The sequence below is a fragment of the Pseudomonas sp. R76 genome, assembly GCF_009834565.1.
Classification (GTDB): Bacteria; Pseudomonadota; Gammaproteobacteria; order Pseudomonadales; family Pseudomonadaceae; genus Aquipseudomonas.
Genome location: NZ_CP019428.1, coordinates 4,131,134 through 4,144,264, shown reverse-complemented (window position 1 = coordinate 4,144,264; position 13,131 = coordinate 4,131,134). Strand labels below are relative to the sequence as shown.

Here is a 13,131-nt window from a genome sequence, read left to right as displayed (position 1 = left end):
GCGTATAGTTTGCTGGCCCACGCGCACTGGGTCAAGTGACCTGGCTGTGGGAACTTTCCTAAAACGCAGACACCATACGGCGGCCCTCAGCGGGTAGATGCCGGACGCGGCGACAGAGGGAAGAGGAATTTTCCGTGATTGAAAGAGGATAAAAGCACTGCAAGCGCGCAGAGCCCTGTCGGTCGACAGGGCTCAGGCGGGGGGAAGGGTGAAGGGCTCTAGTAGGCGGCTATCAAACCGTCTTTGCGCGGGTCAGTTCCGCCCACATAGCCATGCTGGGTGCGCTGGATGATCTGCGCGCCACCAAACGCAAACACGCCGCTTGGGTCTTCAACCTTGATGGTGTGGCCTTTGTCGCGCAGTGCCTGCGCCACCTGTTGATCGAACGCGCGCTCCACGCACACCTCAAGGCCCGCCTCGACCCGCCAGCGGGGCGCATTGGCGGCGGCTTGCGGGTTCTGTTTGTAACGCAGGATGCGCATCATCATCTGAAGGTGCCCTTGTGCCTGCATCGGCCCGCCCATCAAGCCGAATGCCATCAATGGTGTACCGTCGGCATTCATGACGAAGCCTGGGATGATGGTATGAAACGGCCGCTTGCGCGGCGCGACGGTATTCACATGGTCAGGGTCAAGCGTGAACGCCGCCCCACGGTTTTGCAGGCTGATACCGGTGCCCGGCACCACCACGCCTGAGCCGAACCCCATGTAGTTGGACTGGATGAACGACACCATCATGCCGCTTTCGTCCGCCGTCGACAGGCACACCGTACCGCCTGCCTTGGGTGAACCGTGGCCGGGGTTGGCCGCCTGCTCATTGACCCGCGCGGCACGTTCGCGCAAATAGGCCGGGTCGAGTAAACGCTCGGGGTCGAGGCGCATATGGTTGCTGTCGGTGACGTGATGCTGCAGATCGGCCAGCGCCAGTTTCATCGCCTCCAGCACCGGGTGCAGGGTTTCGACGCTGTCGACCGGATGTTCGCCAACGCCGAGCGCTTCAAGCATGCTCAGCCCGGCCAGTGTGGCGATGCCTTGGCCGTTGGGCGGCAACTCGTGAACAACCGCGCCGGCGTAGGGCACCGACATCGTCTGCGTCCACTCGACGCTGTGATGGGCCAGGTCATCGAGGGTCATGACACTGCCGTTGGCCTGGGCATGGGCAATGATGGCCTGCGCCAGCTCGCCACGGTAGAAGGCTTCGCCCTGGGTGTCGGCGATGCTCTTCAGGGTTTTTGCGTGGTCTTTGAGCCACACTTTCTCACCCGCCACAGGGGCTTTGCCACCGGGTAGAAAACACTCGGCAAAGCCCGGTTGGTCCTTCAGTTTGTCGGCGCCCAGGCGCCACAATTCACTGATGATAGGCGTGACCTGATAACCGTCTTGCGCATAGGCAATCGCCGGTTCTGCCAGTGTGGCAAAGGGCAATTTACCGTAGCGTTCGGACAGCGCCACCCAGGCCGACACCGCCCCCGGCACGGTCACTGAGCCCCAGCCGCGCTGCGGCATTTCGGCTTGCCCGGCGAAATGCTCGGGCGTCCAGCCTTCAGGCGAGCGGCCGGAGGCGTTCAGGCCTTGCAGTTTTTTCCTGTCCCAGACGATGGCAAACGCGTCACTGCCAATGCCGCAGCCCGTGGGTTCGACCACGGTCAGCACCATGGCCGCGGCGATGGCGGCGTCGACCGCGTTGCCGCCTTTGCGCAGTATTTCCAGGCCCGCCTGAGCGGCCAGGGGCTGGGAGCAGGCGACCATGTTGCTGCCCATGACGGGCGAGCGCGCGGACGGATAGGGTTGGCTGTAATCCAGATCATCAAACATGAGTGGCTCTCTTTCGGCAGTCGTCAATTTTTGGGGGCCAGGGCGTTATGCAGACCGTCTCCCAACGTGCGCCTCTTTTGCGTGCGCTTGGGGGTGGGTGTAAATCGGCTTAAATGTGGGAGCTGGCTAGCCTGCGATGGCGGCCTCTGGGCCGACCAGCAGGGTGGGTTGGTACGAGTACATATCCGTTGCTGCGGTAACGGCGGCTTATGGTTCCGCTCTTACAGCGGGTCACTTTTTGAGGGACCGGAATGCCGGCCCAGCAAAAAGTAACCAAAAAGTCCTCGCCCCACCACTCGGCACCTCGCTTAGGCTCGGTGTGCCCTCACTCCGGCTTGAATCCGTGGGCCGCCGCAATGGGCCATCCATGGCCCAGTGCGGCTAACCCGGCGTCCTGCCGGGTTACCCACGGATTCAAGCCTGCGTTCGGCCAGCGTGGTTGACGGGGCGATCCCAGATCAAGATCAAGATCAAGATCTACAGCACGGCGGCCTAGTAGCCGACCTGAGTGGTAGAAGCAAAAGCACAGCAAAAGCAGGGCAAAAGCACATCTACCTGATGTACTGAGATCCAAAATGTGGGAGCGGGCTTGCTCGCGAATGCGGTTTGTCAGTCAATTTATTTGTCACTGACTCACCGCCTTCGCGAGCAAGCCCGCTCCCACAATTAGACCGAGTTCGGCCGCCAGACCACTGTGCTCTGCTTTTCTGTGGGAGCTGGCTTGCCTGCGATGCAGGCACCTCGGTGTATCAGGCAGAACCAGTTGATGCCATCGCAGGCAAGCCATCTCCCACATTTGATTGAGTTCAGCTTCCAGGATCAGGTCGGCTGTCAGGCCGCCTCTGCTGTGCTTTTGATCCAACCACTCAGGTCGGCTACTAGGCCGCCGTGCTCTTGCTTTTGATCTTGCTTTTGATCTTGATCTGAGGCGCCCCGTTAAACCACGCTGGCCGAACGCAGGCTTTGGAGCGGGGGTAAACCGGCAGGACGCCGGTTTAGCCGCGCTGGGCCAGGGATGGCCCATCGCGGCGGCCCCCGCTCCAAAGCCGGAGTGAGGGCACACCGAGCCTAGGCGAGGTGCCGAGTGGTGGGGCAAGAGCCCTTTGGTTACTTTGGGGCTTTTCCAAAGTGACCCGCTGTAAGAGCGGAACCGATCTCAGCCATCACCCAAATATCGGATATGTACCAAGAGCCCCAGACACCTGCAAAAACGGCGCCCAAAGGCGCCGTTCTTTTTACTGCATATAGCTAAGCGATCAAACGCCCAGTACCGCGTGCTGCACCAGGGTGAGCAACGGCTGTGGGTACACGCCCAAGAAGAACGCAAGCAGGGCAATCGCCAGCAGCATCACGCCACCGGCTTTCTGTTCCCAGTGCAGCTCGGCATCCACACGGCGCAGGTTTGGCTCGATCAGGTACAGGGTGACCATCACACGCAGGTAGTAGAACACGCCGATGGCGCTACCCAGCACGAGGGAGGCAACCAACCACCATTCGTGAGCTTCAACACCGGTCGCAACGATGTAGAACTTACCGATAAAGCCTGCAGTCAGCGGGATACCCGCCAGGGACAGCATCATCACGGTCAGTACGGCAGTCAGGTACGGACGGCGCCAGAACAGGCCGCGGTATTCGTACAAGGCGTCAGCGTCACGGCCTTTGAACGGCGAGGACATCAGCGTGATCACGCCAAAGGCGCCAAGGCTGGTGATCACGTAGGTGACCAGGTACACGCCCATCGCTTCCACAGCCAGGCCTTTGCTCGCCACCAGCGCGATCAGCAGGTAGCCGAAGTGCGCGATGGAGGAGTAACCGAGCAGACGCTTGAGGTTGTTCTGGGTCAGGGCCAGCAGGTTACCGAACAGGATCGACGCAATGGCGATCACGGTCAGCACGTTGCTCAGCACGCCGGTGTTGGCTGCAGGCGAGATCTGGAACAGACGCACCATCACCGCAAACACGGCAACCTTCGACGCCGTGGCCAAAAACGCCGCCACCGGCGCCGGGGCGCCTTCGTAGACGTCCGGGGTCCACAGGTGGAACGGCACCAGGGAGAGCTTGAACGCCAGGCCGATCAGCATCATGGCCAGGCCCAGTTGGGCAATTGGCGCAGGCATGCTGGTGGTTGCCAGGGCGTGACCGATACCGGTGAAGCTCAGGCTGCCGGCTTCTGCGTAGAGCAGGGCCATACCGAACAACAGGAACGCGGAACCGGCGGCCGACAGCACCATGTACTTGATGCCGGCTTCCAGGGAGCGCTTGTTGAAGAAGGCATACGCCACCAGGCCGTAGGTCGGGATCGACAGCAGTTCCAGGCCGATGAACAAGCCGGCCAGGTGCTGTGCGCTGACCAGCACGATGCCACCGGCCGCAGCCAGCAGGATCAGCAGGTACAGCTCTTCCTTGTTGCCCGGGTAGCCCGTGCCGCCTTCGCCGAGGTAGGCGTGGGCGAGGGTGACGCAGGCCAGGGTGGCGACCAGGATCAACGCGATGTACAGCAGCGCGAAGTCATCGATCATCATCAGCGGGGTCACGGCCAATGGCGCGACCTTGAGGGCTGGAATGATCGACAGCAGGGCCAGGTTCAAACCGGCACAGGACAGCAGGAACGTTTGCGAGTGATTGCGGCGCCAGGCGATCGCCAGCATCACCACCACGATGGTGAGGCTGGTGATCAGCAGCGGCGCAAGCGCGATAAAGTGTTGGATAGTGAATTCCATAGCGCTCTTACCGTGCCGAAGCGAGTTGAGTGAAGGCGGTGCTGAACCACTGCTGCACGCCATGCATCGTCGCGGCAGAAGTGTCCAGGAACGGTTGCGGGTACACGCCGATGTAGATCAGCAGTACCGCAAGGCCGAGCACCATGATCAGTTCGCGAGCATCCATCCCTTGCAGGACGGTGTCGGACTTGGCCGGGCCGAAGTAGGCGCGGTGGATCATGATCAGCGAGTAAACCGAACCAAACACCAGGCCGGATGTAGCAATGGCGCTGATCCACGGCGTGTGCACGAACGAACCCATCAGGATCAGGAACTCGCCGATGAAGTTGCCGGTGCCCGGCAAGCCCAGCGACGCAGCAGCGAAGAACAGGCTGATCGCCGGCAGGTAAGCGATGCGCGACCACACGCCACCCATTTCACGCATGTCACGGGTGTGCAGGCGCTCGTACAGCTGACCACTGAGGATAAACAGTGCCGCGGCGGAAACACCGTGGGCCAACATCTGGATCACGGCGCCTTGCAACGCCAGCTGGCTGCCGGAGTAGATGCCGATCAGTACGAAACCCATGTGGGAAACGGACGAGAAGGCGATCAGACGCTTGATGTCGGTTTGTGCGAAGGCCAGGAACGCACCGTAGAAGATCCCGATCAGACCCAGGGTCATGGCGATCGGCGCGAACTCGGCCGAGGCATTCGGGAACAGCGGCAGGGCGAAACGCAGCAGGCCGTAAGCAGCGGTCTTCAGCAGGATACCGGCCAGGTCCACGGAACCTGCGGTCGGCGCCTGGGCGTGAGCGTCAGGCAGCCAGGAGTGGAACGGCACCACCGGCAGCTTCACCGCGAAGGCGATGAAGAAGCCCAGCATCAGGATGTACTCGGTGGTCAGCGACATCTTGGTTTTCAACAGGTCGGCGTAGTTGAAGGTAATCACGCCGGTGTTGTTGAAGTTGACCAGTACCAGACCCAGGATCGCCACCAACATGATCAGGCCGGAAGCCTGGGTGAAGATGAAGAACTTGGTCGCCGCGTAGATCCGGGTTTTCTTGCCGTCCGAAGAACTGTGACCCCAGAGCGCGATGAGGAAGTACATCGGCACCAGCATCATTTCCCAGAAGAAGAAGAACATGAACAGGTCGAGGGCGAGGAACACGCCGACAACACCGCCCAGGATCCACATCAGGTTCAGGTGGAAGAAGCCCACGTGACGCTGAATTTCTTTCCAGGAGCAGAGTACCGAAAGGATACCCAGCAGGCCGGTCAGCAGGATCATCAACAGCGACAGGCCGTCGAGGGCCAGGTGCACGTTGATGCCGAAGCGCTGGATCCACACGTGCTTGAATTCAAGCGCGAAGGTTGGATCGACACCCGGTGCCGGAGCGAATGAATAGTCACCGTGGGCCCACAGCCAGAGGCCGAGCGCGAGTTCCAGGGACATGGTCAGCAACGCAATCCAGCGGGGGAGGGTGGCGCCGAAGCGTTCACCCATCCAGCAGAGCAGGCCGCCGATAAAGGGGATCAGGATTAGCCAGGGCAGAATCATGACGGGCTCGTTTCCTTTCGCAAGTTCGCAAAGTTCGCAATGTACATAGTTACACCGCCACGACGACGATGGCGCCGATCACCAGCACGGCACCAACGGCCATGGAGGCGGCGTACCAACGCAATTGGCCCGTCTCGCTGCGGCTCAGGGCGGTGTGACCGGCCTTGGCGGCGCGCGGGATCAAACCGATGGTCTGGTCGAGCGGGTCTTTGCGCAGTACATGGCTGATCGCAAGGTAAGGCTTGACGAACAGTTTGTCGTAGATCCAGTCGAAGCCCCAGGCGGCGAACCACCAGGCCGACAGGAAGCGGCCGATGCCACTGTTGGCAACAGCGGTAACGAAGCGACGCTTGCCGAGGAACAGCAGGGCTGCCAGCAGGATACCGGCCAGGGCGATGGCGCCCGAGGCGATTTCCAGGCTGTGCTTGGCGGCGCCGCCGGCATGGCCAGCGCTTTCCGGCAGTACGCCGGCCAGTGGCGGGGTGATCATGGCGCCGATGAAGGTCGACAGGATGATCAGCACCGACAGTGGCAACCAGTGGGAGATGCCGTGGCCTGCGTGTGCTTCGGTCTTGGCTTCACCGTGGAAGGTGATGAAGATCAGGCGGAAGGTATACAGCGAGGTCATGAAGGCACCGACCAAGCCTGCGTACAGCAGGTTCTGGTTACCGCTGGCAAAGGCTTCCCAGAGGATTTCGTCTTTCGAGTAGAAACCTGCGGTCACCAGCGGCAGGGCAGCCAGGGCGGCACCACCGACGATGAAGCTGGCGTAGGCCAACGGCAGTTTCTTCCACAGGCCGCCCATTTTGAAGATGTTCTGCTCGTGGTGGCAGGCAACGATCACCGCACCGGAAGCAAGGAACAGCAGGGCCTTGAAGAAGGCGTGGGTCATCAGGTGGAAGATCGCCGCGTCCCAGGCGCCGACGCCCAGGGCCAGGAACATGTAGCCGATCTGGCTCATGGTCGAGTAGGCGAGGATCCGCTTGATGTCGGTCTGCACCAGCGCGGCAAAACCGGCCAGTACCAGCGTTACGCCGCCGACCAGGCCCACCAGGTGCAGGATTTCCGGCGCCAGGGTGAACAGGCCGTGGGTACGGGCAATCAGGTAGACACCGGCAGTTACCATGGTTGCCGCGTGAATCAGTGCGGAAACCGGCGTAGGGCCGGCCATCGCATCCGCCAGCCAGGTTTGCAGTGGCAGTTGCGCGGATTTACCTACGGCGCCGCCCAGCAGCATCAGGGTTGCCAGGGTGATCCAGAAGTCGCCGACCTGGAATTTCTGCGGTGCCAGCACCAGCAGTTCCTGGATGTTCAGCGTGCCCACTTGTTGGAACAGGATGAACAGGCCGATGGCCATGAACACGTCGCCGATGCGGGTAACGATGAAGGCCTTGAGTGCCGCGTTGCCGTTGTTGCGGTTGCTGTAGTAGAAACCGATCAACAGGTACGAGCACAGGCCCACGCCTTCCCAGCCGAAGTACAGGAACAACAGGTTATCGCCCAATACCAGGAACAGCATGCTGGCGATAAACAGGTTGGTGTACGAGAAGAAGCGCGAGTAACCGGCTTCACCGCGCATGTACCAGGATGCGAACAGGTGGATCAGGAAGCCCACACCGACCACCACGCCGAGCATGGTGATCGACAGGCCGTCGACGTAGAGGGCGAAGTTCGGCTTGAAGCCGTCCACCGACATCCACTGCCACAGCACCAGGGTGTAGTGGCCGCCTTCCGGCGGCGCCACGTTGAATTGCCAGATGACGTAGGCGGCGACGATCGCCGACAGGCCAATGGAACCCACACCGATCAGGGCGGAAAGGTTTTCCGACCAGCGTCCACGGGAGAACGACAGCAGCAGGAAACCGATCAGGGGAAATACGAAAGTCAGAAAGATCATGTTCATCCGCGCATCTCACTGGCAGCGTCGATATCAAGCGTGTGGAAGCGACGATACAGTTGCAGCAGGATCGCCAGGCCAATACTGGCTTCGGCGGCTGCCAGGCTGATCACCAGGATGAACATGACTTGTCCATCCGGCTGGCCCCAACGTGCACCTGCAACGATGAACGCCAGTGCTGCAGCGTTCATCATGATTTCCAGGCTCATCAACACGAACAGAATGTTACGGCGAACCATCAGGCCGACCAGGCCAAGGCAGAACAGGATGCCGGCGACCGCCAGACCATGCTCCAAAGGGATAGCAGGCATCGTCATTGCTCCTTGGCTTCGTTGCGGCCCAAGTGGAAGGCGGTGATGGCTGCAGCGAGCAGCAGCATCGAAGCCAGTTCGACCATCAGCAGGTACGGGCCGAACAGGCTGATGCCTACGGCTTTGGCGTCTACGGTGGTGTGGCCGATGGCCTGGCCGCTCTGGTGAGCGAACAGCACATACAGCAGTTCACCCAGCAGCAGCGCTGCCAGGACAACCGGGCCGAGCCAGATGCCGGGCTTGAGCCAGACGCGTTCCTGGGCGACCGAAGCCGGCCCCAGGTTGAGCATCATCACCACAAACACGAACAGCACCATGATGGCGCCGGCGTAGGCGATCACTTCCAGGACACCGGCGAACGGTGCGCCGAGGCTGAAAAAGGTCATGGCCACGGCGATCAGCGAAATGATCAGGTAGAGCAGGGCGTGCACGGGGTTGGTGTTGGTGATCACGCGAAGCGTGGACACCACTGCAATACCCGACGCGAAATAGAAAGCGAATTCCATCTTTCTTCCTTAAGGCAGCAAGCTCTTCACGTTGATCGGCTCGGCTTCGTTTTGTGCGGCGCCCTTCGGCTTACCGGCAACGGCCATACCTGCAACACGATAGAAGTTGTAATCAGGGTTTTTACCGGGACCAGAGATCAGCAGATCTTCTTTCTCGTACACCAGGTCCTGACGTTTGAACTCGGCCATCTCGAAATCCGGTGTCAGCTGGATCGCGGTGGTCGGGCAAGCTTCCTCGCAGAGGCCGCAGAAAATGCAGCGCGAGAAGTTGATGCGGAAGAAGTCCGGGTACCAGCGACCGTCTTCGGTTTCAGCTTTCTGCAGGGAGATGCAACCCACCGGGCACGCCACGGCGCACAGGTTGCAGGCTACGCAACGCTCTTCGCCATCGGGGTCGCGGGTCAGCACGATACGGCCGCGATAGCGCGGCGGCAGGTACACCGCTTCTTCCGGGTATTGCAGGGTGTCGCGTTTGCGGAAGCCATGGCCGAAAACCATCACCAGGCTTCGCAGCTGGGTACCAGTACCCTTAACGATGTCGCCAATATATTTGAACATGGGTCAAATCCTCACTGAACCGCGCCGGCTGGCGTGTTCAACAACACAACAGCAGCCGTCACCAGCAAATTGATCAGGGTCAGCGGCAGGCAGAATCTCCAGCTGAAATCCATCACCTGGTCATAGCGTGGGCGCGGAATAGAGGCGCGCAGCAGGATGAACAGCATGATGAAGAACGCCGTCTTCAAGAAGAACCAGAAGAACGCCAGTTGCGGCAGGATGTTGAACGGGCCGTGCCAGCCGCCGAAGAACAGCGTGACCAGCAGTGCCGAGATCAAGATGATGCCGATGTATTCGCCAACGAAGAACATGCCCCATTTCATGCCGGCGTATTCAATGTGGTAACCGTCAGCCAGTTCCTGTTCCGCTTCCGGTTGGTCGAACGGGTGACGGTGAGTCACGGCGACGCCAGCGATGAAGAAGGTACAGAAGCCGAAGAACTGCGGAATGATGAACCACAGGTTCTGCGCCTGGTACTCGACGATGTCGCGCATGTTGAACGAGCCGACCTGCACCACGATGCCCATCAGCGCCAGGCCCATGAACACTTCGTAGGACACGGTCTGGGCCGAAGCCCGCAAGCTGCCCAGCAGGGCGAACTTGTTGTTGCTCGACCAACCGGCGAACAGCACCGCGTAGACCGACAGACCGGCCATGGCGAAGAAGAACAGCAAGCCGATGTTCAGGTCCGCCACGCCCCAGGTCGGGGTGATCGGGATGACTGCGAAGGCGATCAGCAAGGCGCTCATGGCCACGACCGGTGCCAGGGTGAAGATCACCTTGTCGGCAAACGGCGGGGTCCAGTCTTCCTTGAAGAACATTTTGAGCATGTCGGCAGCGATCTGGAACATGCCGAACGGGCCAACGCGGTTCGGACCGTAACGGTCCTGCCACCAGCCCAGCAGGCGACGTTCGACGAAGCTGAGCAGGGCGCCCGCAACGACCACGGCCAACAGGATCACGATGGCCTTGACGACCGAGATGATCACGTCGATCACTTCAGGGGTGAACCAGGTCATTGCGCTGCCTCCTGCAGACCGTCAACGGTTTGGCCAAAGATCGCCGGCGGAATGCCCGCGAGGCCTTTAGGCAGTGCAACCAGGCCAGCCCCCAACTCTTCGTTGATGCGCAGCGGCAGACGCAGGGTCTGGCCGCCGACGGTCAAGCTCAGCAGGGCACCGTCGTTGACGCCCAGGCGGTCGACTTCGGACTTGGCCACGGACACGTAAGCGGCCGGGATGCGCTCTTGTACCGGTGCGGCTTTGGAAGAGGTCTCTTCGCTGCCGAACAGGTGGAAGAACGGCACAACCTGCCAGGTGCCCTGGGCCGGGTTGAACGGACGCGGTACGGCTGCGAACCAGTTCAGCGAGTCGCCCGTGCTTTCGATCAGGCGGGTGCCTGGGTCGCCAGCGCGGATATGACCACCGACTTCGTCCTGGAACTTGTTCCAGGCCTGTGGCGAGTTCCAGCCCGGCGACCAGGCGAAAGGCACCTGCTGACGCGGCTCGGCCGAACCCGAGTAACCTTCCATGGAGAAGGCGAACGCGGTGTCGGGGTCTTGTGGGGTACGCGGTTCGTGCACGCTGATGTCGGCGCGCATGGCGGTACGCCCGGAGTAACGCAGCGGTTCACGGGCCAGTTTCAAGCCCTTGATGCGGAACGAGGCGGACGGTGCAGCGTCGACGATACGTGCCAACTGCGGCGCGCTCGCGGCGGCAGCGGCCGTCACGTGGTCGAGCTGGGTCCAGTCGATCGGCTGATTCAGCAAGGTGGCGCGCAGGGCATGCAGCCAGCGCCAGCCTTCGTGAACCAGGATGCTGGCGTCCATGTACTTCGGATCGAACACCTGGAAGAAGCGCTGGGCGCGGCCTTCCTGGCTGACCAGGGTACCGTCGCCTTCGGCGAAAGTAGCGGCTGGCAGGACCAGGTCGGCACGTTCGCTGGTGGCGGTCTTCTGGTGGTCGGCAACTATCAGCACTTTGGCAGCGTCCAGCGCGGCGTCAACCTTGGCCGAATCCGTGCGGGTGTACAGGTCGTTTTCCAGTACCACGATGGCGTCGGCTTTACCGTCAGTCACGGCTTGCAGCGCGGCATCCAGCGATTCGCCACCGAGCATGGCCAGGCCAAGGCTGTTGGCTTCCGGCACGACCAGGCTGATGGAACCGTTCTTGTCGCGCAGCTTCAAGGCCTTGGCGATGTTGGCAGCGGCTTCGATCAGCGCTTTGGAACCCAACGAGGTGCCGGCAATGATCAATGGGCGCTTGGCCGCCAGCAGGGCGTCGGCGATGCGTTGGGCCAGTTCAACGGCTTCAGCGTCCAGGCCTTCGACGGCAGGCGCACTGGCGTCCAGGGCGTGCGCCACGGCGAAACCGATGCGGGCCAGGTCGTCTGGGGCGGCGTGGACGCATTCTTCGGCGATATCGTCGAGCTTGGTTTCTGCCAGGCTTGCAATAAACAGCGGGTTCAGCGCGTGCTGGCCGATGTTTTTCACCGCAGCGTCGAGCCAAGGCTGGACGCGCATGGCATCGGCCATGTCTTCAGCCTTGCCTTTGACCGACTGACGCAGCGACAGCGCGATGCGCGCGGCGGTCTGGGTCAGGTCTTCACCGAGCACGAAAATGGCGTCGTGGTCTTCGATGTCGCGCATGTTCGGAACCGGCAGCGGGCTGTCGTTCAGCACTTGCAGGACCAGGCGGATGCGCTCCAATTCACCGGCTTCGATACCGGAGTAGAAGTGCTCGGCGCCGACCAGCTCGCGCAACGCGTAGTTGCTTTCGAGGCTGGCGCGTGGCGAACCGATACCGACGATGTTGCGGCCGCGCAGCAGGTCGGCGGCTTTATCCAGCGCGTCGTCCAGGCTCAGCTTGGCGCCATCGGCCAACAGTGGCTGGCGTGGGCGGTCTTCGCGGTTGACGTAGCCATAGCCGAAACGGCCACGGTCGCAGAGGAAGTACTGGTTGACCGAACCGTTAAAGCGGTTTTCGATACGACGCAGTTCACCGTAGCGCTCGCCCGGGGAGATGTTGCAACCGCTGGAGCAGCCATGGCAGATGCTCGGCGAGAACTGCATGTCCCACTTACGGTTGTAGCGCTCGGAGTGGGTCTTGTCGGTGAACACACCGGTCGGGCAGACCTCGGTGAGGTTGCCGGAGAACTCGCTCTCAAGCACACCGTCTTCAACGCGACCGAAGTACACGTTGTCGTGGGCGCCGAATACGCCGAGGTCGGTGCCGCCGGCGTAGTCTTTATAGAAACGCACGCAGCGGTAGCAGGCGATGCAGCGGTTCATTTCGTGGGAAATGAACGGGCCGAGGTCCTGGTTCTGGTGCGTGCGCTTGGTGAAGCGATAACGGCGCTCGTTGTGGCCGGTCATCACCGTCATGTCTTGCAGGTGGCAGTGACCGCCTTCCTCACAGACCGGGCAGTCGTGCGGGTGGTTGGTCATCAGCCATTCGACAACGCTGGCGCGGAACGCCTTGGATTCTTCATCTTCGATGGAGATCCAGGTGTTGTCGGTGGCTGGGGTCATGCAGGACATGACGATACGACCACGGGTGTCGTTTTCGTCGGTGTACTGCTTGACCGCACACTGGCGACAGGCACCGACGCTACCAAGAGCGGGGTGCCAGCAGAAATAAGGGATGTCGAGGCCTAGTGAGAGACATGCCTGTAACAGGTTGTCTGCCCCATCGACTTCGAGCGCTTTGCCGTCTACGTGGATAGTGGCCATGGTTCAAAGTTCTTCGTTGGCCCGTTGTCAGCGGGCGTGGCTAATGGAATCTTGT

Annotated in this window: 9 protein-coding genes; all 9 read right to left on the bottom strand. The window is 61.3% G+C overall.

What is annotated here, in order from left to right; translation table 11 throughout:
• Positions 1-218: 218 nt before the first annotated feature.
• Positions 219-1,814 (bottom strand): gamma-glutamyltransferase family protein, encoded by a 1,596-nt coding sequence (locus PspR76_RS18470; protein ID WP_159957546.1) that lies wholly within the window; start codon positions 1,812-1,814, stop codon positions 219-221.
• 1,256 nt (positions 1,815-3,070) lie between these two features.
• Positions 3,071-4,534, bottom strand: coding sequence for an NADH-quinone oxidoreductase subunit NuoN (gene nuoN, locus PspR76_RS18465; RefSeq protein ID WP_106579876.1), 1,464 nt, complete (start codon positions 4,532-4,534; stop codon positions 3,071-3,073).
• A gap of 7 nt (positions 4,535-4,541) precedes the next feature.
• Positions 4,542-6,074, bottom strand: coding sequence for an NADH-quinone oxidoreductase subunit M (nuoM, locus tag PspR76_RS18460; RefSeq protein ID WP_159957544.1), 1,533 nt, complete (start codon positions 6,072-6,074; stop codon positions 4,542-4,544).
• A 49-nt stretch (positions 6,075-6,123) separates the two neighbouring features.
• Complete coding sequence (gene nuoL, locus PspR76_RS18455; protein ID WP_159957542.1) at positions 6,124-7,977, bottom strand: NADH-quinone oxidoreductase subunit L; 1,854 nt, start codon at positions 7,975-7,977, stop codon at positions 6,124-6,126.
• A complete protein-coding gene (gene nuoK / locus PspR76_RS18450) occupies positions 7,974-8,282 on the bottom strand; it encodes an NADH-quinone oxidoreductase subunit NuoK (protein ID WP_003174727.1) in 309 nt (102 codons plus the stop codon). The genes nuoL and nuoK overlap by 4 nt, the downstream gene beginning before the upstream one ends.
• 2 nt (positions 8,283-8,284) lie before the next feature.
• Positions 8,285-8,788 (bottom strand): NADH-quinone oxidoreductase subunit J, encoded by a 504-nt coding sequence (gene nuoJ / locus PspR76_RS18445; RefSeq protein ID WP_159957540.1) that lies wholly within the window; start codon positions 8,786-8,788, stop codon positions 8,285-8,287.
• Positions 8,789-8,797: 9 nt separating this feature from the next.
• Entirely contained in the window at positions 8,798-9,346 is a 549-nt protein-coding gene (nuoI, locus tag PspR76_RS18440) for an NADH-quinone oxidoreductase subunit NuoI (protein WP_003174725.1), read from the bottom strand.
• Between the two features lie 11 nt (positions 9,347-9,357).
• Entirely contained in the window at positions 9,358-10,365 is a 1,008-nt protein-coding gene (gene nuoH, locus PspR76_RS18435) for an NADH-quinone oxidoreductase subunit NuoH (protein WP_053256843.1), read from the bottom strand.
• Entirely contained in the window at positions 10,362-13,076 is a 2,715-nt protein-coding gene (gene nuoG / locus PspR76_RS18430) for an NADH-quinone oxidoreductase subunit NuoG (RefSeq protein WP_159957538.1), read from the bottom strand. Before nuoG ends, nuoH begins: the two co-directional genes overlap by 4 nt.
• Positions 13,077-13,131 lie beyond the last annotated feature (55 nt).